The 26821-nt window shown below is 69.8% G+C and carries 24 protein-coding genes, 1 pseudogene and 1 riboswitch; of the genes and pseudogenes, 10 read left to right on the forward strand and 15 right to left on the reverse strand.

Translation table 11 applies throughout. From position 1 onward, the window contains the following. Positions 1 to 359: 359 nt before the first annotated feature. The gene (locus tag ACWGIC_RS17595) at positions 360 to 659 is read right to left on the reverse strand and encodes a YciI family protein (RefSeq protein ID WP_452076986.1); all 300 of its coding nucleotides are present in this window, start codon (positions 657 to 659) and stop codon (positions 360 to 362) included. Between the two features lie 175 nt (positions 660 to 834). Here ACWGIC_RS17595 and trpS point away from each other — a divergent pair, with 175 nt between their 5' ends. Further along, positions 835 to 1800, forward strand: a complete 966-nt coding sequence (gene trpS / locus ACWGIC_RS17600; protein ID WP_452076987.1) for a tryptophan--tRNA ligase — start codon at positions 835 to 837, stop codon at positions 1798 to 1800. A 28-nt stretch (positions 1801 to 1828) separates the two neighbouring features. On the opposite strand, the gene ACWGIC_RS17605 is transcribed toward trpS, so the two are convergent. From ACWGIC_RS17605 to ACWGIC_RS17615, 3 genes are read right to left on the reverse strand one after another with little or no spacing between them, the layout of a single operon-like run. Continuing rightward, positions 1829 to 2230, reverse strand: a complete 402-nt coding sequence (locus ACWGIC_RS17605) for a (deoxy)nucleoside triphosphate pyrophosphohydrolase (RefSeq protein ID WP_452076988.1) — start codon at positions 2228 to 2230, stop codon at positions 1829 to 1831. Between the two features lie 23 nt (positions 2231 to 2253). Continuing rightward, positions 2254 to 3579, reverse strand: coding sequence for a sensor histidine kinase (locus ACWGIC_RS17610; RefSeq protein WP_452076989.1), 1326 nt, complete (start codon positions 3577 to 3579; stop codon positions 2254 to 2256). Next, a complete protein-coding gene (locus ACWGIC_RS17615) occupies positions 3576 to 4286 on the reverse strand; it encodes a response regulator transcription factor (RefSeq protein WP_452076990.1) in 711 nt (236 codons plus the stop codon). Before ACWGIC_RS17615 ends, ACWGIC_RS17610 begins: the two co-directional genes overlap by 4 nt. Positions 4287 to 4431: 145 nt before the next feature. Between ACWGIC_RS17615 and ACWGIC_RS17620 the strand changes: the two genes are divergently transcribed. The 3 genes from ACWGIC_RS17620 to ACWGIC_RS17630 are packed head-to-tail and all read left to right on the forward strand — an operon-like array spanning position 4432 to position 7393. Next, positions 4432 to 5517 carry a LolA family protein gene (locus ACWGIC_RS17620; RefSeq protein ID WP_452076991.1) on the forward strand — a complete coding sequence of 362 codons (1086 nt, stop codon included), beginning with the start codon at positions 4432 to 4434 and terminating at the stop codon, positions 5515 to 5517. Beyond that, a complete protein-coding gene (locus tag ACWGIC_RS17625; protein WP_452076992.1) occupies positions 5514 to 6518 on the forward strand; it encodes an ABC transporter ATP-binding protein in 1005 nt (334 codons plus the stop codon). Before ACWGIC_RS17620 ends, ACWGIC_RS17625 begins: the two co-directional genes overlap by 4 nt. Continuing rightward, positions 6515 to 7393, forward strand: coding sequence for an ABC transporter permease (locus ACWGIC_RS17630; RefSeq protein ID WP_452076993.1), 879 nt, complete (start codon positions 6515 to 6517; stop codon positions 7391 to 7393). Before ACWGIC_RS17625 ends, ACWGIC_RS17630 begins: the two co-directional genes overlap by 4 nt. A 9-nt stretch (positions 7394 to 7402) precedes the next feature. Here ACWGIC_RS17630 and ACWGIC_RS17635 read toward each other — a convergent pair whose 3' ends face one another. The 3 genes from ACWGIC_RS17635 to ACWGIC_RS17645 are packed head-to-tail and all read right to left on the reverse strand — an operon-like array spanning position 7403 to position 11090. After that, a complete protein-coding gene (locus ACWGIC_RS17635) occupies positions 7403 to 8410 on the reverse strand; it encodes an ABC transporter ATP-binding protein (protein WP_452076994.1) in 1008 nt (335 codons plus the stop codon). Then, positions 8410 to 10047, reverse strand: coding sequence for an ABC transporter permease (locus ACWGIC_RS17640; protein ID WP_452076995.1), 1638 nt, complete (start codon positions 10045 to 10047; stop codon positions 8410 to 8412). The genes ACWGIC_RS17635 and ACWGIC_RS17640 overlap by 1 nt, the downstream gene beginning before the upstream one ends. Then, the gene (locus ACWGIC_RS17645; RefSeq protein WP_452077070.1) at positions 10023 to 11090 is read right to left on the reverse strand and encodes a thiamine ABC transporter substrate-binding protein; all 1068 of its coding nucleotides are present in this window, start codon (positions 11088 to 11090) and stop codon (positions 10023 to 10025) included. Before ACWGIC_RS17645 ends, ACWGIC_RS17640 begins: the two co-directional genes overlap by 25 nt. 31 nt (positions 11091 to 11121) lie before the next feature. Beyond that, positions 11122 to 11233: riboswitch (TPP riboswitch) on the reverse strand. A gap of 24 nt (positions 11234 to 11257) precedes the next feature. On the opposite strand from ACWGIC_RS17645, the gene ACWGIC_RS17650 reads away from it, so the two are divergent. After that, a complete protein-coding gene (locus tag ACWGIC_RS17650; RefSeq protein WP_452076996.1) occupies positions 11258 to 11548 on the forward strand; it encodes a 4a-hydroxytetrahydrobiopterin dehydratase in 291 nt (96 codons plus the stop codon). 371 nt (positions 11549 to 11919) lie between these two features. Here the strand turns inward: ACWGIC_RS17650 and ACWGIC_RS17655 are convergent. From ACWGIC_RS17655 to ACWGIC_RS17665, 3 genes and pseudogenes are all read right to left on the reverse strand, one after another. Next, positions 11920 to 12168 (reverse strand): annotated as a pseudogene (locus ACWGIC_RS17655) (restriction endonuclease); the annotation flags it as partial. Positions 12169 to 12278: 110 nt separating this feature from the next. After that, positions 12279 to 12956, reverse strand: coding sequence for a hypothetical protein (locus ACWGIC_RS17660; protein ID WP_452076997.1), 678 nt, complete (start codon positions 12954 to 12956; stop codon positions 12279 to 12281). 97 nt (positions 12957 to 13053) lie between these two features. Further along, complete coding sequence (locus ACWGIC_RS17665) at positions 13054 to 14031, reverse strand: GlxA family transcriptional regulator (RefSeq protein ID WP_452076998.1); 978 nt, start codon at positions 14029 to 14031, stop codon at positions 13054 to 13056. A gap of 104 nt (positions 14032 to 14135) precedes the next feature. Here ACWGIC_RS17665 and ACWGIC_RS17670 point away from each other — a divergent pair, with 104 nt between their 5' ends. Continuing rightward, complete coding sequence (locus tag ACWGIC_RS17670; protein ID WP_452076999.1) at positions 14136 to 14735, forward strand: cysteine hydrolase family protein; 600 nt, start codon at positions 14136 to 14138, stop codon at positions 14733 to 14735. Positions 14736 to 14775: 40 nt separating this feature from the next. Here the strand turns inward: ACWGIC_RS17670 and ACWGIC_RS17675 are convergent, their stop codons facing one another. From ACWGIC_RS17675 to ychF, 3 genes are all read right to left on the reverse strand, one after another. Next, positions 14776 to 15342, reverse strand: a complete 567-nt coding sequence (locus ACWGIC_RS17675) for a hypothetical protein (RefSeq protein ID WP_452077000.1) — start codon at positions 15340 to 15342, stop codon at positions 14776 to 14778. A 64-nt stretch (positions 15343 to 15406) separates the two neighbouring features. Then, positions 15407 to 15541 carry a hypothetical protein gene (locus ACWGIC_RS17680; RefSeq protein ID WP_452077001.1) on the reverse strand — a complete coding sequence of 45 codons (135 nt, stop codon included), beginning with the start codon at positions 15539 to 15541 and terminating at the stop codon, positions 15407 to 15409. A 129-nt stretch (positions 15542 to 15670) separates the two neighbouring features. Continuing rightward, entirely contained in the window at positions 15671 to 16753 is a 1083-nt protein-coding gene (ychF, locus tag ACWGIC_RS17685) for a redox-regulated ATPase YchF (protein WP_452077002.1), read from the reverse strand. A gap of 102 nt (positions 16754 to 16855) precedes the next feature. On the opposite strand from ychF, the gene ACWGIC_RS17690 reads away from it, so the two are divergent. Together ACWGIC_RS17690 and ACWGIC_RS17695 are read left to right on the forward strand one after the other, a co-directional pair. Further along, positions 16856 to 18265 carry a DNA-3-methyladenine glycosylase 2 family protein gene (locus tag ACWGIC_RS17690; RefSeq protein WP_452077003.1) on the forward strand — a complete coding sequence of 470 codons (1410 nt, stop codon included), beginning with the start codon at positions 16856 to 16858 and terminating at the stop codon, positions 18263 to 18265. A gap of 13 nt (positions 18266 to 18278) precedes the next feature. After that, a complete protein-coding gene (locus ACWGIC_RS17695) occupies positions 18279 to 18782 on the forward strand; it encodes a methylated-DNA--[protein]-cysteine S-methyltransferase (protein ID WP_452077004.1) in 504 nt (167 codons plus the stop codon). 612 nt (positions 18783 to 19394) lie between these two features. On the opposite strand, the gene ACWGIC_RS17700 is transcribed toward ACWGIC_RS17695, so the two are convergent. Both ACWGIC_RS17700 and ACWGIC_RS17705 read right to left on the reverse strand, forming a co-directional pair. Next, on the reverse strand, positions 19395 to 22361 hold the full coding sequence (locus tag ACWGIC_RS17700; protein WP_452077005.1) for an AAA family ATPase: 2967 nt from the start codon (positions 22359 to 22361) through the stop codon (positions 19395 to 19397). Beyond that, the gene (locus tag ACWGIC_RS17705) at positions 22358 to 23512 is read right to left on the reverse strand and encodes an exonuclease SbcCD subunit D (RefSeq protein WP_452077006.1); all 1155 of its coding nucleotides are present in this window, start codon (positions 23510 to 23512) and stop codon (positions 22358 to 22360) included. The genes ACWGIC_RS17700 and ACWGIC_RS17705 overlap by 4 nt, the downstream gene beginning before the upstream one ends. 229 nt (positions 23513 to 23741) lie before the next feature. On the opposite strand from ACWGIC_RS17705, the gene rmuC reads away from it, so the two are divergent. Together rmuC and ACWGIC_RS17715 are read left to right on the forward strand one after the other, a co-directional pair. Next, positions 23742 to 24656, forward strand: a complete 915-nt coding sequence (gene rmuC / locus ACWGIC_RS17710) for a DNA recombination protein RmuC (protein WP_452077007.1) — start codon at positions 23742 to 23744, stop codon at positions 24654 to 24656. A 1085-nt stretch (positions 24657 to 25741) separates the two neighbouring features. Then, a complete protein-coding gene (locus tag ACWGIC_RS17715; RefSeq protein WP_452077008.1) occupies positions 25742 to 26632 on the forward strand; it encodes a DUF6542 domain-containing protein in 891 nt (296 codons plus the stop codon). Positions 26633 to 26821: the final 189 nt, after the last annotated feature.

Consider the following 26821-nt stretch of genomic DNA (forward strand, 5'->3'; position numbering starts at 1 on the left):
TTGTCAAGGCGGGAAAGATGCCTTGACAACCACCCCCGAACCGCAGGGAAGGCTTCGTATCGGGGTGCAGGGCCGGGAGTGGCTGCGCTGGTGAGTTTGTGTGCGCGGGCTGCGGTTGAGCGGGTGGGGCGCACGGCTTGGGTGCGTGGGCGGGGTGGGTTCGCGGGTGACGGTTGGGTGAGGGGTCGGGGCTAGCGCCCCAATGTGGCATTGGGTGCATGGGACGCACCGAACGCCACATTGGGGGCATCTGACGCACCCAATGCCACATTGGGGGGCGGTCGTGCGGTGACGGAGCGGGCCGTGAAGGGCCCCTTGAGGGAATCTAAGTCCGGGAAGGAGCCCTTCACGGACCTCCCTTAGTTGTCCAGGAGTTCATTCACCAGGTTCAGTTCCGGGGCCGTGCGGGTGGGCTGGAACTGGATGATTTCGTAGGTGGCCAGCTTGGCGACCGCGAAGGGGTCGGTGGCCAGGATCGCGTCCAGTTGTGCGCGGTCCATGGGGCGGGTGATCACCACGCCGCCGGTTCGGGGTTTTTGACCTCCCGAGGCCAGGAAGTGGCCGTCTTCGTACTGCTTCGTTAGCCATTCGTTGTGCGCGGGCAGGGCGCGGTCGATTTCCTCTAGCGGAACGATGTACGTGAGCACGACGACGAACATGGTTCGAACCGTAGTCCGGTGCTAGGCTCGCCGCATGCGTTTCCAGAGCTCCCAGTGGTGGCCGCCGGTCGGCGGCCCTGAAGCTCTGCGCTGAAAAACCAGCGAAGGCCGCCCCGGTGGGCGGCCTTTTTTGTGTCCGCTCCCGGGGTCCGAACATCCTCGGAGAGGAAAACCCATGGTTCAGCTGTCCGGCATCACCCCGTCCGGTCACGTCCAGCTCGGCAACCACCTCGGCGCGTTGCGTCGCTGGGCGGCTGAGGGCGGGCCGGACGATCTGTATTTCGTGTCCGACCTGCATGCGATGACTACCGCGCACAATCCGGCGAAGCTGCGTTCGCTGGCGACTGAACAACTCGCGGTGCTGGTGGCCGCGGGGATCGCGCCGGAGCGGGTGTTCGTGCAGTCCGATCTTGCCCGGGAGCTGGGGGCGTTGACCTGGGTTCTGGAGTGCACCTGCTCCTACGGCGAGGCGGCGCGGATGATCCAGTTCAAGGAGAAATCCAAGGGCCAGGCCGGGGTGCGGCTCAGTTTGCTCACCTATCCGGTGCTGATGGCGGCAGACATCCTGTTGCAGGGCGCGGACGAGGTGCCGGTCGGCGAGGATCAGCGGCAGCACGTCGAACTGGCGCGCACGCTGGCCCGGCGGTTCAACTCCACCTACGGCGAGGTGTTCGTCGTTCCGGAGGCGACACTTCCTCCTGCCGGTGCGCGGGTGAAGGACCTGGCCGAGCCGACGCGGAAGATGTCCAAGTCCGCGCAGGATTCCGCGGGCGTGGTGTTCGTGCTCGACGAGCCGGACCAGATTCGGCGCAAGATCCGGAAGGCGCGTACAGACGGGGATTCGGTTCCGGCGTACGACCCGGAAAACCGGCCGGGGATCTCGAATCTGCTCGACATCCTGGCGGCCTGTGCGGGCGGCGACCCGGCGGAGCTGGCCGAGAAGTACCCCTCGTACGGCGTGCTCAAGGACGCTGTCGCCGACGCGGTGATCGAGGAGTTGCGTCCGGTCCGGGAGGGCACGCGGGCGCTGCTGGACGACGTCGCCGAGCTGGAGCGGGTTCGCAAGGCGGGCGCGGAAAGGGCGATCGACCGCAGTTCGCACCGGGTGTCGGCGGCGTTGCGGATGGTCGGGGCTGCTTGAAGGGGTCTCGTGAGTGCTGGTCGCGGTTCTAACCGTGAGCAGCACTCACGAGGTCGTGCAGCGCGGGCAGCAGGTCCCGGTCCGCCGGGAGCCAGTCCACATCATCCAGTTCGTCGTGCCCGACCCAGCGCAGCGCGGTGTGCTCCACCGCGCGCGGCTCGTCGCCGGGGGAAACCAGCGCGGCGGAATACACGCGCAGCACTTTTCCGCCCGGCAGCGGGATTTCCGGGCCGACCCGGTCGCCGACGGTGACCGCCACGTCCAGTTCCTCGTGGCATTCCCTGGCCAGCGCGAAGGCTTCGGTCTCGCCCTCCTCGACGCGCCCGCCCGGCAGTTCCCACTGCCCCGCGTGATGCGGCGGCCAGGCTCGTTGCTGGGCAAGAAGCTTGCCGTCGCGCACCAGTGCCGCCCCGACGATGACCGCGTCCATGCGCTCAGTCTCCCCCACCGGATTCACCGGTCCGCCCCCGCCCGCCAGGTGACCTCGAACCGCGCGCCGCCGTCCGGGGACTCGCCGACCCGCACCCCGCCCCCTCGGCGGCGCACCGTTTCGGCGACCATCGCCAGGCCCAGCCCGGTTCCGCCGGAGGACCGCGCCCGGTCGTCGGACACCCGGTAGAATCGGTCGAACACCTTGCTCCGGTGCTCGGGCGCGATGCCAGGGCCGTCGTCGTCCACCACGACCCGCACCTTCGACCGCGAAGCCAGCACGGACACGACGATCTGCCCGGACGCGTACCGGCAGGCGTTGCGCAGCAGGTTGTCCAGCACCAGCTCGACCTCCTGGTGCGCGGCCGACGCCCAGGCCTGCGCCACCGCGCTGCTCACCCGCGTGTCCGGCGTCCCGGACGGCAGCCGGCGCACGGCCGCGCGGACCTCGGAGACCACTTCGACCGGCTCCGCGGGCGGCACTTCGCCCGCATCGGAACGAGCGAGCGCGAGCAGGCCGTCGAGCAGGCCGGACAGCCGTTCAGATTCCTCGAGGATGTCCGAGAGCGTCTCCTGCGCCAGCTCCGGATCAGGATTCGTCACCGCCACCTCGGCCTGCACCCGGATCGACGCGACCGGCGAACGCAGTTCGTGCGCCGCGTCGCCGGTGAACCGGCGCAGCCGCTGGCTGACCTCTTCCTGGCGTTCGAGCAGCGCGTTGAATTCCTCGGCCAGCGCGCGCATTTCGTCGTGCGACGTCGGCAGCGGCAGCCGGGAACCGGGCGGCAGCGCGCGCACCAGCCCGCGCATCCGCGCCACCGGCCGCAGCGCGAGCCGCACCACCAGCCAGGTCGCCAGCCCCGCCACCAGCGCGCCGACCAGCGCGACCACGACCAGCCACAGCCCGCCGTAATGCACCGCGGCGGCGAACCCGACCAGCCCGGCCCCGGCGACGACCAGCCGCTGGCTGCCGTTCGGCGTGCTGACCACCTGGCCGCGCCAGCGCGATCCGTCGGACTGCACCGGCAAACCCGCCTTGAGCTGCGAGATCTCATGGCCGGTCAGCTTCGGCCGCGCCTGGCCGTCCGTCGGGTCCCCGGAAATGTCCAGCACTCGCACCGAAACCGGGTCCGCCACGGCCAGCGGCGTCCCGGCGGAGACCGCACCGGCCGCCGGGACGAGCGCGGCGGCCAGCTCCTTGTCGACCGAATCGGTGAGCAGCGGGTCGAGGTTGCGCGCGGCCAGCGCGGCGAGGCCGAGCAGACAGCCGAGGGTGATCGCCGAGGCCAGCACGGTGATCCGGACCTGCAGCGAACGGCGGCCCCACCACGACGACGGCAAGCCGGTCACCTGACCTCGTCGAGCTGGTCGTCGGAGGCGAGATAGCCGTGCCCGCGCACCGTCCGCAGGATCGAGCCCGCGCCGACCGCGTCGAGCTTGCGCCGCACGTAACCCACATACACCTCAACAAGATTCCGTGTGACAGCCTGCTCCTCGCCCCAGACCGCGCGCAGCAACTCGTCCTTCGTCACCACTGTGCCCGCACGGCCGACGAGGACCTCCAGCAAACCGAACTCGCGCGGGCTCAGCGGCACGTCCTGACCGTTCCAGCGCACCTGCCGCAGCGCCCGGTCGACCTCCAGCGCACCGAGTTTCAGCGCGCCGCGCGACGCGTCCGGCCCGGCGCGCCGCAGCACCGCCCGCACCTGAGCGACCAGCACCACGAACGAGAACGGCTTCACGAGGTAGCCGTCCGCGCCGAGGTCGAGACCGTCGGCCTGGTCGATCTCACCGTCCTTCGCGGACACCAGCAGCACCGGCGTCGTCACGTTCTCCGCGCGCAGCCGTTCCAGCACGCGGTAGCCGGACAAACCGGGCAGCATGATGTCCAGCAGCACTACGTCGAACGAACCGGTCCGCGCGAGCTGCAGCCCGGTCGGCCCGTCCGCGGCGGTGACCACGTCCATGTCCTCCGCGCGCAGGCCGCGCTGCAGCGCCTTGCGCACACCAGGTTCGTCGTCGACCACCAGCACCCGAGGTTTCACGATCCTCATCATGACCGGTTCGCGCAGCTGACGCGCGTACTCTCAGTGCCATCTCAGCTGAGCGGGCCGAACATTCAGTGGTATCTCAGCGTCGGCAGGGGAACGTCTGCACCGGGAGCCGGGCCCACCAGAGCCCGGGAACACAGGGAGAGACGAGATGGATCCGAAGAAGAAGGCCATCACAGCGGCCGTCGTCGGCACCGCGCTCGGCGTGGGCGGACTGGTCGTCGTGGCGATGCCTGCCTCGGCGGGGGACGCGCCGAAGCTGCCTCAGGTCAGCGCGGAGGAACTGGTCCAGTCGGTGGTCACCGCGAAGCCCGCGCCGTTCGACGGCACGGTGACGGTGAGCAACGACCTCGGCCTGCCGAAGATGGCGACGGGCGCGGTCCCGGGGGCGAGCGCGCTGGGCGTCGACTCGGCACAGGTGTTCAGCGACGGCACCGGCAAGACGAAGGTGTCGCTCACCAAGGGGCAGGCGCAGGAGACGATCGTCCACAGCGGCAACACCGTGTGGGACTACGACTCCAAGACCAACAGCGCGACGAAGACCACCATCCCGGGGGACGTGGCGACCAAGCACAACCCGGTCGACGGCAAGACGGCCGACCCGTCCACCGCGGCCAAGGAACTGCTCGCCAAGGTGCGCGAAAGCAGCAACGTCGCGGTCGACGGCACGGCCACGGTCGCCGACCGGCCCGCGTACGAACTGGTCCTCACTCCGAAGCCGACCGAACGCACGCTGCTGCGCGAGATCCGCGTCGCGATCGACTCGCAGACCCGGATGCCGCTGCGGCTTTCGGTGCTGAGCAACGGAACCACCGCACCTGCGCTGGAACTGGCGTTCAGCAAGATCGAATTCGCCGACCAGTCGGCCGATCTGTTCGCCTTCACCCCGCCCAAGGGCGCGAAGGTGACCGAGAAGCAGGCCAAGATCGACGAGCGCGACAAGGCGCTCGCGAACGAGGCCATGCAGGCGACGAAGCTCGTCGGCGACGGCTGGGACACCGTCGTCACCGGCAAGGTGCCCGCGGACCTGATGAAGCCGAAGCAGGCACAGGGCGAGGAAAAGAGCGCGGACGCGCAGAAGATGCTGAGCCGGTTCGCCAAGCGGGTCAACGGCCCGTGGGGCAGCGGTTACCTCTTCACCACCAAGGTGGGCGGCGCGGTACTGACCGACGACGGCCGGTTCGCCGCCGGCGCGGTCCCGGAGCAGGTGCTCTACGAAGCGCTGGGCGCCAAGTGACCAGCACCGCGGTCGAAACCGGGGCGGGCATCTCGGACGAGGTGCCCGCCCCGGCGGTCCCGCTGGCCGCGCGCACCCGAGGGTTGCGCAAGGTCTACCGCAGCACGGTCGCGGTGGACCACGTGGACCTGGACGTGCCCGAGGGCGCCGTGCTCGGCATGCTCGGGCCCAACGGTTCGGGCAAGACGACCACGATCCGGATGCTGCTCGGGCTCGTCCGCCCGACGGCGGGCGAGGTCGAACTGCTCGGCCGGAAAATGCCGGAGGAATCCGCGCACGCGCTGCCGGACGTCGGCGCGCTGGTCGAGGGGCCGGGCTTCCACCCGTTCCTCTCCGGCCGCGACAACCTGCTGCGGTTCGCCGCCGCCGAACCGCGGCTGGCCTCGTCCGCGATCCCCGGCGCGGTCGACGCCGCGCTGGACCGGGTCGGGCTGTCGGCCGCCGCGCGCCGCCGGTACAAGGGCTATTCGCTCGGCATGAAACAACGGCTCGGCTTGGCCAGCGCGCTGCTGGTGCCGCGCCGGATGGTCGTGCTCGACGAACCCACCAACGGCCTCGATCCGGCGGGTACCAGGGAGATCCGCCGTATCATCGCCGATCTGCACTCCGACGGCGTGACCGTGGTGGTGTCCTCGCATCTGCTCGCCGAGGTCGAAGCGACCTGCACGCACGTGGCGGTGCTGCAGTCCGGAACGGTGGTCGCCCAGGGGGAACTGGCCGACCTGCTCGAATCGGGGAACGCCGCGCTGCTGGTCCGCACTCCGGACGCCGAGCAGGCGGTGGAAACGTTGCGGGAGCACCGGATCGGGGCCCGGCTGACACCGGACGGCATCCGCGCCGACCTCACCGCGACGCCCGCGCCGCGAGTGCTGCAGGTGCTCGTGCAAGCGGGGGTCGAGGTGCACGAGGCGACCCGGGCGCGGACCGGGCTGGAGGACCTGTTCGCGCGGCTGACCGAAGGGGAATCGGCGGCAGGCGAAGAATCCGAGGGGGACGCATGACCGCCATGGCTGTTTCGGTGCCGGTGAGCCGGACCGGGCACGACACGGTGCCGTTGTTCCGGCTGATCGCCGCGGAACTGCGCTGGATCTTCCGCAGGCCGCGCACGCTCGCCGTGCTGGGACTGCTGGCGCTGGTGCCGATCGTGGTCGGGATCGGCCTCACCCTGGTCGGCCAGAACTCCGGGAGCGACGCACCGGACGACAGTGGCGGCGCGCTCCTGGTGTCGGCGGTGAACAACGCGTTCGTACTGCCGATCGCCGCGATGGTCATGACGCTCACGCTGCTGCTGCCGCTCGCCTCCGCGATGGCGGGCGCGGACGCGATCGCCGGCGAGGCCGCACACGGCACGCTGCGCGGCTGGCTCATCGCGCCGGTCAGCCGGGGACGGCTGCTGACGGTCAAGGCGTTCGGCGTCGCGACGGTGTCCGTGGTCGCGGTACTCGCGATGTGCGTGACCGGGGTGGCCACCGGGTTGATCATCAACGGCACGGACTCGCTGTTCACGCTGTCGGGCACCACGCTGTCGCTCGGCGAGGCGCTGCTGCGGATCCTGCTCGTCGGCGGCTGGATCGTGCTGCAGCTGTGGGCGGTCGGCGCGATCGCGCTGGCGGTGTCGAGCTGGACCGAACACCCGATGCTCGTGGTCGCCTCGGTGCTGGCCATGAACATCGTCTTCACCATCCTCGGCTTCCTGACCTCGCTGAAGTGGCTGCATCCGTTCCTGCTCACCCGGAACTGGACGCTGGCCCCCGCTTCGGTCCTGCAAGATCCGATGACGTTGTCGATGATCGGCGAGGGCGCGGTCCGCGCGGCCTGCTACATCGTGGTCGGGCTTTCGCTCGCCTACGCGCGCCTCGTCACCCGGGACGGCTGACCTGGGGGTTCAGCCCACCACGGCGATCCCGTCCGGATCCGGTGCGAGCCGGACGGGATCGCCTGCCCGGAAATCCGCTCCGGCCGGGGCGATAGCGTCCACAGTGGACTCGCCGCACCGGACGACCAGGCGCAGGTGCTCCCGCCGGTGCACCGCGGCGGTTACCTCGCCGGGCACGCCTTCGGCTGACACTTTCAAACCGTGCGGGCGCAATCCGAGCCGCACCGGGCCGTCGTCCACTCCCGAGAGTTCGACAGTGCCCAACTCGGTCCGCACCACGCCATCGGCCGCGGTGCCGTCCAGGAACGTAGTGACACCAAGGAATCGCGCCACGTCTTCGTCCACCGGCCGGTTCCACACCGACCGGACCGCGCCCTCCTGCCGGATTTCCCCAGCGTCGAGCACGGCGACGCGATCGGCGAGCGTGAACGCTTCCTCCTGATCATGCGTCACCAGCAGCGCGGTGATCTTGCTGCGCCGCAACAGATCCGCCAGATCGATAGCCAGCTGCTCCCGCAGTCCAGCGTCCAATCCGGACAGTGGCTCGTCCAGCAGCAGCAAGCGCGGCTCCGGAGCCAGCGCGCGAGCCAGCGCGACCCGCTGCGCCTGCCCGCCGGACAGCTCCGTCACCCGCCGCCGCTCGTACCCTTCCAGGCCGACCAGCTTCAGCAACTCCTTGACGCGCGTCGCGTGGCGGTCTCGGGGCACGCCGTGCATCCGCAGGCCGAACGCGATATTCGCGGCGACGTCACGGTGCGGAAACAGCTGTCCGTCCTGGAAAACCAGACCGAATTCGCGCTTGTGCACCGGCACCGCGGCGAGGTCGGCACCGTCCCACGAAACCGAACCGGACGACACCGGCTCCAGCCCGGTGATCGCGCGCAGCAGCGTCGACTTGCCCGAACCGGACGGTCCCAGCAACGCGAGCACCTCGCCGTCGGCGATGTCCAGCTTCGCGTCGCGGACCGCGGCGAACGATCCATAGTGGACCGTCAGATCCCTTACCGTGAGCGCCATCAGAACTCCCCGACTGTGCTGCGGCCGCGGACCGAGCCGAACCGGTCGATCAGCGCCACCGCCACCACAGTCACCACCATGAGCAGGGCGCACGCGGAGTACGCCATCTGGTTGTTCAGCTCCCCCGGCCTGCTGATCAGCGTCGCGACCGCCACCGGCAGCGTCGGCGCGTCCGGCCGGGCGAGGAAACTGGTCGCGCCGAATTCTCCGAGCGCGACGACGTACCCGAAGCCCGCCGCGGCCACCACCGACCGCGCGACCAGCGGAAAGTCGATCTCCCGCCACACCCGGGCCGGACTCGCGCCGAGCGTCGCGGCGGCCTGGCGCAGCCGGACGTCGACCGCGCGCAGCACCGGCAGGATCATCCGCACCACCAGCGGCATGATCACCAGCGCCTGGGCGAACGGCACGAGCAGCGGCGACGTCCGCAGGTCGCCGGGCAGCGCGTCGAGGGTCACGAGATAGCCGAAGCCGACGGTCACCGCGGAGACTCCGAGCGGCAGCATCAACGCGACGTCCATGGTTTCGCCCATCCCGCGCGCGAGCCCGCCTGGCGAACGGCGAAGCGCCACCAGCACGACACTCGCGACCAGGCCGACGGCCATCGCCAGCAGCGTCGCGTCGGTGGCCGCGGCGAGCGAATTCTGCGCCGCGATCCAGCCGGACACCTGCAGCGCGCCGTTCTGTCCCACGGTGTTCAGCGCCCGATACCCGGCGAGACTCCATCCGTCCGAAGTGGACACCGACTCGACGAGCAGCGAGACGATCGGCGTCAGCAACAGACCAAGCACGGCGATCGCGGCACCGACCGTCCACCACTCTCCGCCTCGCGGCCGACGCGCCGTGACCTGCGCGGACCGCAGCTTCACCGCGTTTTCCCGCTTCCGTCGTGCCACGGCGCCCAGCACCAGCGCGGCGACGACAGCCGCGAACTGGATCAACGACAACGCAGCCGCGCCGGAGAGGTCCAGCAGGTCGACGGTCCGGAGGTAAATCTCCGTCTCCAGCGTCCGGTAGCTACCGCCGCCAAGGATCAGCACCACGCCGAAACTGGTGGCGCAGAACAGAAACACCACCGCCGCCGCGGACGCCACAGCCGGGCCGAGCGCAGGCAAAGTCACCGACCGGAACGCCCGCCACGGCGACGCACCGAGCGCACGCGCCGCCTCGGTCGCTCGCGGATCGAGGTGCGCCCACAACCCGGCGACCGTGCGCGCGACGACTGCGACGTTGAAGAACGCGTTCGCCAGCACGAGCGGCAGCACGCCGCCGTCCGGCCAGATCGCGCGGAAAGCCAGGCCGACGACCACCGTCGGCAGCACGAACGGAACCAGCACGATCGTCCGCGCGAGTCCGACCCCCGGCAGCCGAACCCTCGCCAGGAGATAGGCCACCGGCAGCCCGGCGAGCACCGCGACCACGGTCGACGCGGCCGCGCTGGCCAGCGTGAACCCGGCGAGCCGCCACGTCTGCGGGTCGCCGAGCACGGTGTCGACGCCGCCCGCGGAAAACCCCCGGCCGACGATCGCGACGACCGGCCAGGCGAAGAACACCACCAGGAACGCGACCGGCAGCAGGCCGAGCAGCGTGAGCCCGATGGTGCGCGCGGGGATCACGCGCCCATGAGCGAGCGCCATTCCCCGATCCACTTCTCCCGGCCCGCCTGCACCTTGTCCGCGGGCATGGTGGCCGGCGTCTGCGGCTGCGGCGCCGCGGTGGCCCAGCCGGCGGGCAGCTCGACACCTTGGCGCGCCGGGTAGACGTACATGTTCGCCGCGACCGTCGTCTGGAACTGCTGCGACAACAGGAAGTCGACGACCTTCTGCGCCTGCGGGATCTGCTTGCCGTTGGTGAGCACGCCCGCGTACTCGACCTGGCGGAAACAGGTGTCGAGCAGCGCCTTGGTGCGCGGTTTGCCGTCCTCGCCGAGCTCAGCGGCCGGGGACGAGGCGTAGGACACGACGATCGGCCGCGGGCCCTTGCCCGACGAGCCGGAGAAGTCCTTGGTGTAGGCCTCCTCCCAGCCGCTGACGGTCTTGAGGCCGTTGTCCTTCAGCTTCTGCCAGTAGCCCTGCCAGCCGTTCTCGCCGAACTTCGCGACCGTGCCGAGCAGGAAGGCCAGGCCCGGCGACGCGGTGGCCGGGCTTTCCGCGACCGTCAGGTCCTTGTACTTGGGGTCGGCGAGGTCGTCGTAGGTCTTCGGCTCCGGAAGGCCCTTGCTCGCGAAGTAGGCCGGGTCGATGTTCACGCAGACGTCGCCGAGGTCGACCGCCGCCAGCCGGTGCTGCGGGTCGACGGAGTAACGCTGCGGGCCGCGGTCCGCCTCCGGGCTGGTGTAGGGCTGGAAGACGCCCTCGCTGAGCGCACGCGAGGCGAAGGTGTTGTCGACGCCATACGCGACGTCGCCGATCGGGCTGCCCTTGGTGAGCACGAGCTTGTTGGTGAGCGCGCCCGCGTCGCCGGACTTGAGGATCTTGAGCTTGATCCCGGACTGGCGCTGGAAGGCGTCGAGCACGTCCTGCGGGGCGGCGAACGAATCGTGCGTGACCAGCGTGACGGTCGGGGTCTGCTGGTCCGAGCTCGCGGACGACCCGCCGGAGTCGCCGCCGGACAGCGAACAAGCGCTGGCGAGCACCGAGACCATGGCGAGTCCTGCCACCGTGCGGACGGTCCGCGACATCATTCTTCCCCTCCTGCACTGCGCCGGATGAGGGAGAGCGATACGGCCTCCCTACGCCGGCATGATCCGGATCCAGGTGCTAACGGTCGCGGGTGGAAGGCCCGCCTCTCAGCCCGGCGTACCGGACTCCCGTGGCAATGCCGCAGCGTAGCCGACACCATGGAGTGATGACGCAGCTATTGAACGACTCGGCAGTGGACCAGGCCCTCAGTGCCGTTCCGGAGTGGCGGCGCGAGGACGACACCATCGTGCGCGAGGTCGAACTCCCGGCCTTCCCGGCCGCGATCGAGGTGGTGGACCGGGTGGCCGAACTCGCCGAGGAAGCCGACCATCATCCCGACATCGACATCCGCTGGCGGACGCTGACCTTCCGCCTCAGCACCCACTATCTGGGCGGGCTGACCGAACGCGACTTCGCACTGGCCAGGCAGATCGACGAGGTGCTGGCGGCCCGCTGACCAGGTGTGATGTCGGCAACGATGGCAACATGACCGGCCCCCTCGCGCGTTTCCCGGACAGACGCGAAGGAAGGAGGCCGGGATGGTCCAGGCACTCGTGGTGGGAATGGGTTCGTTCGGCCTGATGGTGGCCGCTGCGGGAGGGGTGCTGTGGCACACCGCGCGCACCCGGCGTGACCTTGATCACAAGCGGTAACAGTGAGCTAGATCAAGGCGCTATTCCAGCGGAATCGTCGGCACTCGCCCCGCTAGGACCCGCCATGAACAGCACTTCCGCCCAGCTCACCGCCGCACAGCGCACGTGGGTCGCGGTGTTCTCGACCGCTGTCGTCCTCCTGTCGATGGTGGTGCTCGGCCTGCTCGGCTGAGCGTCAGCCGGTTTCCTCGGCGAACGTCCAGACCCGCTTGAGCGGCACGTCCCGGCGAATGCTCTCGGGCAGCCGCTCGTAGCGGGCGAACAGTTCGTCGAGGAGATCCTTCGAATCCCAGACCCGGATGGTGAACCGCTGGGTCGACAGGTAGCGCGTGGCCTCGCGCGTGATGCCACCCCACGCCACCAGGAGCCCGTGGTCAGCGGAGTGCGTGGAGATCGCTCCCTGCAGCTGCTGCACGACCGGGAGCCCCCACCGCGCCTGCTTCGGACTTCACCTGCACGACGATCTTCGGCGACACCCCTCCCCTGGGACGTTCCAGTGTCGAGCATAACGACGAATCGCGCCCAAAACGGTCCTCAGCCATCACTGGGCGGCAAAGCTCCCGTCGCGGTTCCCCGGTGCCAGTTCGCGTGCTCGACCCACCCCGGCGGCAGCCACTGCCCGGTGACGAGCTGCGGATGCCGGGGATGCACCGCGTTCGCCCACGTCACGAACAGCAACTCGGCCCACTCCGACTGGATCAGCCAGGACACCGGGCCGCTTTTGCCGTTCCCCGTCACGTGCACGACGCCCGGGGCGACCATCTCCGCACCGGTGATGCCCGCCCAGTGCCACGCGTTCACCTGCGGCGTGTGGAGATGGAATCCGTACTCGCTCAGGTAAAGCGCGCCGTGCGCGATCGGCACCCAGCGCGGGACTGCGGCCGCGGCCGCCGCCTGCCGTGCTCGTGACTTGGCGATCGCCCCGCCCACCAGGGAACCCGCCACGAGCCCGACGCCGAGCGCTCCCGTCCCGAACACCATCGGCGTCGACACGCTCCAGCTTCCGTCCCCGATCGCCCGGAAGTCCGAGACCACGACCGCCCCGGTCGCCCAGAACCGCTCCCCGGCCACGTTCCGCCCCGGAAACGGCGCGAGCACTTCCTCGACCTGGCTGAGATCGGCGTCGCCCGCCATCAACGCCGCCAGGTGGCAGGTGTAGCTCAGCACGTCGTCGCGATAGGTCCACGGCGGCGCCATCGGATCTCTCGCCATTCAAACCCCCTCGCCGAATGAGGGGGCGATCGTAGCGGAATGCCGGGGACCTATTCGGACGGGGAAATGGTGTGCCGCAAGGAATATTCCCCTCCGGCTAACCGATCCGGAACCGCTCCCGGTACTCGCTGGGCGTCGTGTTCAAGGTCCTCCGAAAAGAGCGGTTCAGTGTCGAAACAGTGCCGAATCCGCAAGCTCCGGCAATCCGCGACAACGTTTCGTCAGTAGTCTCCAGCCGATGCCGGGCCGCCTCGACCCGAGCGTGCTCGACGTAGGCGGCGGGCGTCATCCCCAGCTCCGCCTTGAACACCCGCGTGATCTGCCGATCCGTGACGTGGGCGTGCGCGGCGAGATCGGCGACTGTCAACGGATCCGCCAAGTGCGCGGCGATGTAGTGCCGCAGCTCGTCGACGCGCCGGGTAGCGGACGCAGGCTCCAGCGACACGCTGAACTGGCTCTGCCCACCCGGCCGTCGCAGGAACATCACGAGCTGGCGAGCCACCCGCGAGGCCAGCTCCGGACCGCAATCGTCGGCCACCAGCGCCAACGCGAGATCGAGGCACGCACTCAACCCGGCTCCGGTCCACACACTGCCGTCGCGGATGAAGATCGGGTCGGCGTCGACCGTCACCTCCGGATGCTCCTCGGCGAGCTGGCGCGCGGTCGACCAGTGCGTCGTGGCGCGTTTGCCTTCGAGCAGCCCGGCCGCCGCGAGGATGTGCGCGCCGACGCAGACGGACGCCACCCGCCGCGTCTGCCCGGCCAGCCGCCTGACCTCCTCGACCACCGCCGGGTCGCATTGCGCGACGATCTCCCCGTTCTCCCCCGTCGTCACCGCGCCGGGCACGATCAGGGTGTCGATCGCCTTCCCCGACAGGTCCGCGAAGGTCACGTCCGGCAAGACGCGCACCCCGGCGGAGGTCGTCACCGGCTCCAGCGTCTCGGCCGCGAGCACCACCCGGTAGCCCGCCGGACGGTCCATTTCCCGCTGCAGCAAGGAAAACACCTCAGCGGGCCCGGTCACGTCGAGCAGGTCGATCCGATCGAACAGGACGACGACCAGCAGCCTCTCCATCACACCCCCCCATGTCGGTTTCTGCGCGTTGCATGTCATTGCCGACATCCAGGGTCGAGCCTAGCGTCGATCGTGCGGAAACCGAAAAGAGAGGAAACCCGAACATGGCAAGGAAAACGCTGCGGGAACTGAACGGGCTCGACCAGACCCCGGCGACGCTGGCCGACGCGACGCTGATCATGGTCGACTACCAGAACACCTACACCCGCGGCGTGATGGAACTGGACGGCTGGCAACCGGCGCTGACCGCGGCTCGGCATTTGCTAGCCAAGGCCCGCGCCGCCGGAACGAAGGTGATCCACGTGGTCAACGACGGCGGCGAAGGCACGCCCTACGACATCCGGGCCCAGATCGGCAGCATCCACCCGGACGTCGCCCCGGTCGAGGGCGAGCCGGTCGTCGTGAAGGGCGCGCCGAACTCCTTCGTGAACACCGACCTTGGCACGCGGGTCGACGCGGCCGGGCACAAGAACGTGGTGATCGCCGGGTTCATGACCAACATGTGCGTCACGTTCACTACCGAAGGCGCGTTCCTGCGCGGCAACCACCCGACCGTCGTCGCCGACGCCTGCGCCACCCGCCCGTTGCCGACTCCGGCCGGCGAGGTCAGCGCTGAGCAGCTGCACAACAGCGCGTTGGCGACCATCGGGGATCTGTACGGCGTGGTCGTTCCCAGCGTCGCCGAGCTGAACCTCGGCCTCTGACCTCTGGCCTCGGCAGGACCGTCCTGCCGAGGCTGGCTGGTTAGTAATCGATGAACCCCGCGACGACCTCGCGTACTACTCCGTCGGCTCCCGGAGTGCCGTAGAAGTAGACCGACCCGTAGCCCCAGAGGTATTCGTCGATCACGTCCTCGAGTTCGCCCTCGACCGGCCAGCCTTCTTCGTTGACCTGAAAGAGAAACTGATGCCCGTCGGCGCGCACGGCGTCGGCGTAGCTGGGCTCGTTCTGCATCAGCACCGGCTCGTCCCCGAACTGCACGAGCGCGATCGTGTCCTCGGCCGCCGCGGAAAGCGCCGCCGAGCGGAGCCCGGGCCACCCCAGATCGGCTCGTTCTCCTCGGGGCGAGGGTGCGTGCACGAGAGCGCGCATCGCCATGTCGGGGTATTCGAGGTCGCTGTCGCCGATGTCGAATCCGTTGCGCAGCAACACTGAAACCTCGCAGCCCGGGGACCACGGAGCTGCGGGGACAGTCAGCAGGTAGCGGTGAGTCGCGAGGAGCGCGTGCTTCTCGATGGCCAACGGAGGCGCTCCGCCGAGGCGTCCCCCGTCCTCGCGATCGGGCAAGGACGGGGTGAAGAGCACGGGCATGCGGAGAGCTTACGGGCACTGGTCCCTGGTCAGGGCTTGTCGGTGAAGAAGGGGACGATCGGCTTCAACGCCTCGGGTGGGCGACGACGATCCCGGGATAGGTCTTCGCTTCGTCGAAGTCTGGCGGGAAATGCAAGTCCGCCGCGATGTCCCCATGCATGTCGCGGTTGCGGAACTTGACGTGCTCGACGGTGGCCATGAATCCTCCTCAGTCAGGCCCGGGGCGTTTCCCCGGTCTGACCTCCACACTCGCTCGCGGCACCGAGCCGAACCAGTTCGTGTTCTTTCCTGGGAAGGATCCTTCCCAGGAAAGAAGCGAAGCTGGGGATCAGACGTTGAAGCGGAACTCCACCACGTCGCCGTCCGCCATCACGTAGTCCTTGCCCTCCATGCGGACCTTGCCCGCCGAACGCGCGGCCGCCATCGAACCAGCGTCGACGAGGTCCGCGAACGACACGATCTCCGCCTTGATGAAGCCGCGCTCGAAGTCCGTGTGGATGACGCCCGCGGCCTGCGGGGCGGTCGCGCCCTGCGGGATGGTCCAGGCGCGGGATTCCTTCGGGCCAGCCGTCAGGTACGTCTGCAGGCCGAGCGTGTGGAAGCCGGCGCGAGCGAGCGCGTTCAGGCCCGGCTCCAGCTGGCCGACGGACTCCAGCAGTTCGCGCACGGACTCCTCGTCGTCCAGCTCCAGCAGCTCGGCCTCGACCTTCGCGTCGAGGAACACCGCGTCCGCCGGGGCGACGAGCTTCGTCAGCTCCTCGCGGCGCGCCTCGTCGGTCAGCACGGCCTCGTCGGCGTTGAAGACGTACAGGAACGGCTTCGTGGTGAGCAGGCTCAGCTCGCGCAGCGCCTCGCCGTCGATGTCCTTCTGCGCCTGGAACAGCGTGCGCCCGGAGTCGAGGATTTCCTTGGCCTTCTGAGCGTTTTCGAGCGCCGGCCGCGCTTCCTTCTTGGTGCGCGCCTCTTTCTCCAGCCGCGGCAGGGCCTTTTCGAGCGTCTGCAGGTCGGCGATGATCAGCTCGGTGTTGATCGTCTCGATGTCGGACATCGGGTCGATCCGGCCGTCGACGTGCACCACGTCCGGGTCGTCGAACACGCGGATGACCTGGCAGATCGCGTTGGCCTCGCGGATGTTGGCGAGGAACTTGTTGCCGAGCCCGGCGCCCTCGGACGCGCCCTTCACGATGCCCGCGATGTCCACAAAGGACACGACGGCGGGCACGGTCTTCTCCGAGGAGAAGATCTCGGCCAGCTGGTCCAGCCGCGGGTCCGGCAGCGGCACGACGCCGACGTTGGGCTCGATCGTGGCGAACGGGTAGTTCGCGGCGAGCACGTCGTTGCGGGTCAGCGCGTTGAACAGGGTGGACTTGCCGACGTTGGGCAGGCCGACGATACCGAGGGTGAGACTCACGACCGGTAAGTCTACGTGCTGCGCGAAGGCCGCCGCCGACCCGGTAACGTCGTGTCGGTTTTCCGCCAGTCAGGGCTCTCACCTGCTGGCATCATCGACGGCATGGCTACCTCGACCATCCCGATCTGGCGCGACACCGAGCGCTGCTACCGCGCGGTGACCGCCCGCGACCAGCGGTTCGACGGCCAGTTCATCATGGCGGTGCGCACCACGGGCATCTACTGCCGCCCGTCCTGCCCGGCGCTCACGCCGAAGGAACAGAACGTCCGCTTCTACCCCACTTCGGCAGCCGCACAGGCCGGCGGCTTCCGTGCGTGCCGCCGCTGCCTGCCGGACGCGGTCCCCGGTTCGCCGGATTGGAACGTGCGCGCCGACCTGGCCGCCCGCGCGATGCGGTTGATCTCGGACGGCCTGGTCGAGCGCGAAGGCGTGCCCGGCTTGGCCCGTCAGCTCGGCTACTCGGAACGCCAGCTAGGACGCGTGCTGACGGCCGAGCTGGGTGCAGGCCCGATCCGCCTCGCCCGAGCGCATCGCGCTCACTCCGCGCGGTTGTTGATCGAAATGTCGCAGCTGCCGCTCACCGACGTCGCATTCGCCGCCGGGTTCTCCAGCATCCGGCAGTTCAACGAAACGATCCGCGAAGTGTTCGCGACGACGCCATCTCAGCTGCGCGCAGCGAGCCTGCGGCGAGGAAACCGCAACGAACCAAGCGGCGCGACGCGGCTCAGCCTCCGCCTGCCGTTCCGCGCACCGTTCGACGCAGCGGGAGTGCTGAACTACCACTCTTCGCGGGCTCTGCCAGGCATCGAAGCCGTCTCGGACGACGGTTACGGTCGCACCTTGCGGCTGCCTCACGGCCCAGGCTCGGTGTGGGTCAGCCCGCGCGCTGGCTATGTGCAGTGCGACCTGGCGCTCTCCGACCTGCGTGACCTGAGCAGCGCCGTCAGCCGGGTACGACGGCTGTTGGACCTCGACGCCGACCCGGAAGCCGTCTCCCGCGTGCTCTCCGCCGACGCGGCCCTGGCCCCGCTGGTCGCCGCCGCGCCGGGCATCCGTGTGCCCGGTGCTGTCGACGGCCCGGAAGTCCTGCTCCGCGCCCTGCTCGGCGAGGACGTGGCCGACATCGTCAAACTCGGCGAACCAGTCCCGCCTGCCGACCCGCCGATGGACACCCTGACGACTCTCTTCCCCACTTCGTCAGCCATCGCCGAGGCCGACGTAAAGCCGCTGGTCAAGACGGTCGCCGCCGCGATAGCCGCCGGGGACCTGGATCCGCACGTCGGCCGCGACGCCGACGATCTGCGCACCGAAATGCTCTCGGCCGGCGTCGATTCCGCCACCGCCGACTACGTCGTGATGCGCCTGCTCGGCGCTCCCGACGTCCAGTTGGCCAACGACCCAGCCGTCCGCCGCGGCGCCGCCGAGCTGGGCATTGACCTGACGACGTCCGCACGCGGCTGGCAGCCGTGGAGTTCCTACGCCAGCCGGTATCTCAGTTCCCGAACCTCTTGAGGAGACTTTCCCCGTGCCCACCGCCTTCTGGTCCACTTTGGACACCAAGATCGGTCCGTTCACCGCAGTGGTGGCAGGCGACGGAGCCGTCCTGGCTTCCGGCTGGACGGGCGACGTCGCCGAGTTGACGCCGCTCATCTCGCCGTCCCTGGCCCCGACGACCCTGACCGAACGCCGCGAACTGGGCCCAGCGACAGCCGCGATCCGCCGCTACCACGGCGGCGACCTCGACGCCGTCGTCGACATCGAGGTGCGGCAGCGCTCCGGCCCGTTCCGCGAGCATGCGTGGGAGATGCTGCGCAAAGTCCCGGCCGGTAGCCCAGTGAGCTACGCGGAGTACGCCACCCTCTCCGGAAACCCGTCCGCGGTCCGCGCGGCCGCGACCGCCTGCGCCCGCAACGCGGCTGCGCTGTTCGTGCCTTGCCACCGGGTCGTCCGGACCGGCGGAGCGATCGGCAACTTCCGCTGGGGCGTGGACGCTAAGCGGTGGCTTCTGCACCACGAAGAGTCCGCCTGACGGGTTCGCGCGGGGTTGGGGTGGCTTGCGGGGTTGGGCTGGGTTTGGGGTTCGCCAGGTTGGGGTTGGCCAGGTGTCGGCGGAGGATCGATCCGCCGACAACGCCCGCTCTCCAACGCAGGCCCGCCGCTTCCGGACTCGTCGCGGCTGGCTCGCCGCAGCTAGCACGCTGGCTCATGGCACTACCGCGTCGCCAAAGCCTCGGCTCGCCGCAGCCAGCGCGCGGCCTCGAGTGGCCACTCCAAACTCGCCACAGGCAGCGCACGGCCTCGCCACTCCAGCTCGCCGCAGCCAACCGCGCGGCCTCACCGCTCCAGGCCCGCCTCGCCTCCGCTGGCTCGCCGCCCAAACGTGCCGCCGCACGGAGCAGCACCTAGCCGACCAACTGCTCCCGCCACGACCAGCACGTCATCCCGCGAACCGCCCACCAGCATCCGCCACAGCAAGCACGCCACCGCACAGATCCACGCCAACCGTCCACGGCCAACCAGCCGCCGCGTCGCCCGCATCCTGCTTACCCACTTCAGGCCAAGCCGTCCGGCCACCCACCCAGCCCGCACCACCTCGGCACAAGAGCTTGGGCCAGTCACCCGCCGCAGGCACGCCCTCATCTCATCCGGCCATCTGCAGCTCCACTCTCGACCCGGTGCGGGACTTCCGCACCCGCAGCCGCGTGGGGATGCGCTGGCGAAGTTCCTCGACGTGCGACACCAGGCCCACCACCCGCCCGCCAGCGCGGAGTTCGTCGAGGATGTTCATCACCACGTCCAGCGTTTCGGCGTCCAGGGTGCCGAAACCCTCGTCCACGAAGAGGGTGTCGAGCAGCGCACCGCCGGTTTCGCCTGCCACCACGTCAGCAAGGCCCAACGCCAGCGACAGCGACGCGAGGAACGACTCGCCCCCTGACAGGGTCTTCGCCGGACGCACCGCGCCGGAGTAGTCGTCCAGCACGTCGAGGCCGAGGCCGCCCCTCGTACCGCGCGCGCCGGCCGCGTCCGAGTGCACGAATGAGTAGCGGCCCTGGCTCATCGTCCGCAGCCGCGCGGTCGCCGCGAGCGCGACCTCTTCCAGCCGAGCAGCCAGCACGTACGAGCGCAACGACATCTTCCGCGCGTTCTGCCCTCTGCCATTGACCACTTCGGACAGCGCCCGGAGTTCGGCGTACTCCTCTTCCAACGGCCGCAGCTCCGACAGCGCCTTGCTCAACCGTCCGGCGAGCTTCACCAGTTCGCGGTGTTGTGCTGAGACCGCTTGCTGCGCGGCAAAAGCGGTGTCTGCGCGCGCACGCGTCTCCTTCGCCCGCTCGGCCAGCGGCGCGACGTCCACCGCATCATCCGGCGAGATCCCGAACAGTTCCGGTTGCGCGAGCATCTCCCGCGCACCGGCGGCCATCGCTTTCGCCTCGGCGAGGCCCTGTTCGAGCTTCGTGACCTGCTCGTCGGTCCGGACCGCGGCGCGCATTTCCTCAAGGGCCGAGAACCCCTTGGCGTGCAACGAGATTTCCACCAGATCGCGTTGCTCCGCGAGCCGGGCCTCCGCTCCCGACACCGCGGTGTGCGCCTCCGCCGCCAAGTCGAGCGCGCCGGCGAACGTGAGCAGGTGCTGCCGCCGGGCGGGAACGTCCGAGAACTCTCCCCGGCCCGCGATCAGCCGTTGTTCACGTTCGGCCATCCGCTCGTCCAACGCCCGGATCTCGCTCTTCGCCTCGGTGACCGTCTGCTCGGCGAAGCGACGCTGTTCGGTCAACTGCTCGGCACCGCGCTCCAGCTCCGCGACCTTCCGGTTCAGCTGGTCCTTGCGCTGCGCAATGCCGGAGAGTTCCGCGACGACCGTGCGGGCTTCGGTCAGCGCGGTCGCGATTTCCTCCGCAGTGCGTCCGTCCAGCCGCTCGCGCAAGGCGACGACCCGCGCCTTGACCTCTTCCAACGCGGACACCACGCGCTGACGCAACGCCGACGCCTTCTGTTCGGCTTCTTCGGCCGCGCGTTCTTCGGCCGCGTCAACCAGCGGCGCGTCATGATTGGCCGGTGCCGGATGTTCGGCCGACCCGCACACCGGACAAGCCGCTCCCTCAGTCAAGCCAGCAGCCAGCTCGGCCGCCATGCCGTCGAGACGCCGTTCGCGAAGATCGAGCCGACGTTGCCGAGCCGCCTGGTGCTCGTCGACCACTTCGCGCAGCTTCGCTTCACCACGCGCGACCCTGGCTTCAGCTGGCGGCAACTCCTCGGCCGCACGAGTGAGCGCCGTCAGCTCTTCGACGCGGGATTTCGCACCGTCCAGCTTCGCCGCCGCTTCGCCAGCCACCGTCGCTTCGGTACGCGCAGCGGCAATCAGGCCGGGCAGTTCGGCCAGCCGCTCCGCGAGCCCAGCAACCTGCTCGGTGGCTTTCTCCGCGACTTTCTGCCGCTCCGCACGGCGTTGCGCGTCGCTCTTCTGCTGGGTCGCTTCCGCAGCCAGCTCGGCGAGAGCGCCCGCCTCCTCGCGAACTGAGCCCGCGCGCTCGCGAAGGTCGGCGACGGCGAGACCGACCGCGTCGAAACCGAGGTCGGCGAGGTCTCGGATCCGGTCCGCCACCAGCACTTGCGCGTCGCCGAGTTCGGCCGTGCGCCGGTCCATCAGCTCGGCTTCGGGCACCACCGCAGCGGCACGCCGAGCCGCTGCGATCTCTTCCGTCCACTCCGCACGTTCGGTGGCCTGCTCGGCGACCTGTGCCAGACGGGTGTGCGCGGTGCGGACCCGGCGGATCTTTTCCGCGTCCTCTTCTGCCTCGCGCAATGCGACCTCAACGCTCTTCGCCGCCGAACGTGCTTGCGCTGCCTCGGTTTCCGCCGCCTCGGCCCGGGCAGCGATTTCGGTCAGGACAGCCTCGACCCACTCCGGCTGCCCTTCCTCCGGCGGTTCCTGCTGCGCTTCCTGCGCGTAGCGGGCGAGCAGTTCGCGAACCTCCTGCTGCCGCTTTTCCAGCGCTCGGCCGCGTTCCGCGCGAAGGTCCGCGAACCAGCGTTCGACGTCGGAGAACCGCTCGGTGCCGAAAAGCCGTTCCAGCAGCTTCTCGCGCTCCGTGGTGTCGCTGCGGAGAAACTTCGCGAATTCTCCTTGCGGCAGCAGCACAACCTGGAAGAACTGCGCCGCCGTCATGCCCAGCAACCGCTCGACGGTGCGCGCCACCTCGTCGATCCGAATGCTCCCGTCCGGCGGCAGCCCGGCGGGCGGTTCGCCGACCCAGGTCAGCGAAACCCGAGCCTGCTGCGTGGTGAATCCGTCGCCGCGTTTCTTCGGCCGCTGATACTCGGGGCTGCGTACGATCCGCAACCGCTGACCCTGCACGGTCAGCTCCAGCACGACCTCGGTCTGCCGATCGCGGTCGGCGAGATCGCAGCGCAACCGCTTGACGTCGCCACGCGCGCCCGGCACCACACCGAACAGCGCGAACGCGATCGCGTCGAGCAACGTGGTCTTGCCCGCGCCGGTGTCGCCGTGGAGAAGGAACAGACCGTCGGCGCCTAGGGCGTCGAAGTCCACGACCTCCCGGCCCGAGTAGGGGCCGAAGGCTTCCACCTCCAGCAGATGCAGTCTCACAGCTTCTCCACCGCCGCCCGGTTCGCTGCTTCGAGCGCCAGGTGCACGAGCCGCTCCTCGCGTTCGGTCGGCGGAGCGCCGCGGCAGTCGTCGAGGAAACTGCGCGCGATCTCGATGTCACTGCGCCCGCGCACCGCCTCGGCGTACTTCAGCTCGGTGCCGGCGACCCCGCCGTCGGGCCGCCAATCCATGTGCACCGCATAGGGAAAACGGTCCTGCAGCAACCGCATCGCATCGATCGGACGGACCCGGTCAGTGACGGTGATCGAGAGGAAATGCTCCCGCCATTGCTCGTGCTCCGGGTCCTCGAGCAAAGCCGCGAGTTCGCCGGAGAGCGTCGCGAGCGGACGCGGCACCGGCAGCTCGTGCCTGCGGACCTCGGCGAGGCCGGTGGCGTCGAGATCCACGAACCACACCGATTTCCGTTGCCGCGCTTCGGAAAACGAATACGCCAGCGGACTTCCGGAGTACCGGAGGTGTTCCGCGAGCGTCTGCGGACCGTGCAAGTGTCCGAGCGCGACGTAGTCCACACCGTCGAACACCGAACCGGGAACCTGCTCGACTCCGCCGACCGCGATGGTGCGTTCCGATTCACTCGCCTCGCCACCGGTGACGAAAGCGTGCGCCAGCACCACAGACCTCGTTCCCGGACGACTGGCCAGATCGTCCCGCACCCGCCGCATCGCCTCGCCGAGCACGCCGGTGTGGCCGCGCGCCTCCGGCACGCCCAAGGCGTGCCGCGACGGCTCGGGTTCGAGATACGGGATGCCGTAGAACGCGACCGCGCCGTGTTCGTCGTGCAGCACAACGGGTTCGGCGATGCCGTCGACAGTCGCGCGGACGTGCAGCCCGCCCGCCGCCGCGAATTCGGCGAACGCGCCCAGCCGCGCGGCCGAGTCGTGGTTGCCCGGCGTGATCACGAGTTCCGCGCCGGCCCGGCGGATGCGGGTCATCGCGGCCGTGGCGACGCGGACAGCTTCGGCGGACGGCACCGCTCGGTCGTAGATGTCACCGGCCACCACCACGACGTCGACCGACTCGCGGTCGACGAGTTCGGCGATGTGCGTGAGGGCGGCCTCCTGTTCGGTGAGCAGATCGGCGCCGTGGAACGTGCGGCCGATGTGCCAGTCAGACGTATGGAGGACTCTCACGGCGACCACGTTAGGAGCAGACCCCGACGAAATCCCGCAGGCACGCCGTTGCCCCACTCGAACGTGTGTACGAAGCCGATCAGGTCCACTGCGGACACGCCCAGCCTCGATTCTGGAAAGTCGCAGGTCAGCTACACAGCGCGACCGCGGGTGCCGGTTTTTGTCGGTGCGGTCCGCCATGATGTCTCGCGTCCGGACACCCGACGGACCCGACGGAAAGGAGGACCGGGTGGAGACGGTGATCACCACTGCGGCCATCGTGCTCGCACTGCTCCTGTGCGTCGCGGTCGTCGCGCTGTGGCGGCTGTACAACGACGGGATGCGCCGGGCCGACGCGGCCGCGCGGCTCGTGGCAGCGGAGCGCGCGAAAGGCGACCAGCAGCAACTCGCGCTGCGCCGGTACGAGGTGGCGTTCGCGTCGATCCACGGCCGCGGCGAACTCGGCGAACAGGTTCTCGTGGAGACCGCGCGCGCACTCGGACTGCGGGAGGGACTGCACTTCACCCTGCAGACCGATCTGGGCGGCGGCGGGAGCGCGAAGCCCGACCTGGTGCTGAATGTCGGCGGCGGCCGGGCGGTACCGGTCGACGCGAAGGCGAGCATGGCCATCTGGGCGGAGGCGGTCGAGACCGACGACCCGGAGGAACGGCTCGACGCGCTGCGCGTCCACGTCCGGCAGCTGCGCTCCCGCGCGGCGGAGCTGGCGGGCAAGGGCTATCAGCGCTGGGCGGACGCGATCTACGGCACCATCATGTTCGTCCCGTCCGACGCGGCCGTGGTCGCCGCTCTCGACACCGATCCCGAACTGCTGCGCTGGCTGATCGACCGCCGCGTCTTCCTGTGCGGCCCCACCGGATTCGGGGTGCTCGCGTCGGCGGCACTGTTCGCCGCGAGCGACCGGGCACTCGTCGAGGACGTCGAGCAAGTGCGCGCGGGGGCCGCCGCCGCGCACCGGGCCGCGGGCAACGCGGTCGAAGCGCTGAATCTGTCCACGACGCACCTTCAGCGCTTCGTCTCGGCTCGCCGTCGGGAACTCGAGGCACTGGAGTCGTTCCGCGCGACGGTCGCGCCGCTCACCGACGCGTCGGGCAGTCCGGCACCGGTGCCGCAGCTTCGGAAGGGAGACGAAGTGACAGCTGGTTGAGGTTGCGGCGCGATGGCCGCAGGCTCGACAGTCGCGATCGGACGATCGACGGGATGCCCTCGCGGGACGGGTTCGGCAGTGTGCTGCTAGAACGACGGCCTGGGACGCAGTGACGGCCGAGGCTGGCAACTCGGCTGGCAAGGCGAGGTCTCGGCTGCCTGGCCTGACGGCACGGCGTCCGGTGTGGCGTGGCGGGGGCGGGTGTGGTGGCACGGTCCAGCGACGTGAGCCTGGCAGGTGCGATCCGGCGGCATGAGCCCGAACAAGCGCGGTCCTGCGGAAGTGCCGAACAGGCGCAGCCCGGTGGAATGAGCCCAGGCATGGGCGATCCGGTGGAACGAGCCCGAACAGGCTCAGTCCGGCCGAACGAGCCCGGGCGTGGTCGGTCCGGCGGGACGAGCGTGGGCGACGGGATACCGGCAGGGCTGGCTTGACTGCGGGACCGGCTGAGCGCCCTAGTGCGCCTTGGCTCGGACGTCACCGCGAGAGGTGGGGCAACCGGAGTCCATGGCGGCTGGGTCGCAGCCTAGGCGAGCTGCGGTCCGTGGCCGTGCGTCGGCGGTCAAGGCGATGGACCGACCCGTCGTGCCGACAAGGTGCCGTGGCTCGCGGCCGGGAACTGCCGTGCGCGCTGGATGCCCGAACCTCGGGGTCCGGATTGCCCGGAACAAACGGCGAAGTCCAGGTTGGACACTGCCGTCGCGGCGAGCGAAAGGGCATGGTTCCGGCGTCGCCCGGGCAGGATCTGGGCGCTCAGGCGGCTCACGGGAACGTCAATTCCCGGTCAAGTTCCGGAACGGCGAATGTTCCGGAACAGGACCGGTGGCGCCGCCGTCGCTGTGGCCGGCCGGTGCAATAGCCTGGGGTGAGCGCAGGGTCGGAAATCGGGCAGCCAGACCATACCGCCGGTATCACCGCTGGTCAGAGGTCTGGTCCACTGGTTCCCCGTCCAGCGGAGCGGGGCGGGCAGGCCGTACCGCGAGTACCGCTCGACCGAACGAAATGTCATGCGGTCGAGTGGCTGCTTCGTGCTGTCCTCGGCAGTGCCAACAAGATCGTGACAAGTACGGGCTACGGTGTGCCTCGTGACCGCGATACGCGATCGCCAGAGCGATCCTGATGCCGATGACGCCCCCGTGCCGTGGGACGAGCGTCTCGTCGTCGGCACGAGGCGCGGCCTCCCCTGGTGGGCGGCTGTGCTCGTGGGCTTCGGCTTGGCAGTGCTCGGCGCCATCATCGACGAGAAGTCCACCGGCAGCCTCGGATTCGTTTTCAAGGCGGGCTACTTCCTCGGGGCCGTGATCGCGGTCGGCGCGGTGCAAAGACGCGGACTGTTCGGTCCGATGGTGCAGCCGCCGCTGGTGCTCGCCGTCACCGTGCCGGGCGTGGTGCTGCTGACCGGCGGGGGCCCGGAGGCCAGCGACACTCTGTCGAAGCTGCTCAACATCGGAACGCCGCTGATCAAGGGCTTCCCGACGATGGCGGTCACCACCGGCGTCACGCTGCTGTTCGGCTTCTTCCGGATCTACCGCGAACGCGATCCGGACGCGCCGGTCAAGATCAAGGACGGCAAAGCCCCTCGCGTCCGGGACGAGGACGACGCCGCGAGCCGTCCGCGCTCGCGGCCGCCGGCTGGCCGCACCGGGCAGACGCCGCCTCCGGGCAACCGTCGCCGCCCGCCGCGGGACCGGGATCTCGACGCTCCGCCGCCGCGACGTCCGCGTCCGCCGTCCGACCCGGGAGCCCGTCCCCGGCGCGAGCCGCTGGACCCGAACGCCCCGCGCGGTGGCCGTAAGCCGCCGCCCGAGGGGCGTCGCCCCCGGCCGCCGGAGGGCGATCCGCGTCGTCGTGATCCGCGGGGAGATGCGCCACCGCCTCGTCGTCGGCCGCGCGGGGACGAGCCGCCGCCTGGACGGCCGCGACCGCCTCGCCGGGAACCGCCTCGCCGCCAACGTCCTTGGGACGACGAGGGCTGACCAAGCACCCGGGCCCCTAGCTAGCAAACATACGAAAAGGCCGCCGACCCCGGCAAAGGGATCGGCGGCCTTTTCGTTGCGGCAAAAGGGATTTCCCTCGCCCAAAGCCGACCGTGGCTCAGTCCTCGCGACTTCCAGGCACACAGTCCGGCCCGAAAGTCCAACCGCAACAGTCGAACTCCCGAGCCG

It is taken from the genome of Amycolatopsis sp. NPDC054798, assembly GCF_053611505.1.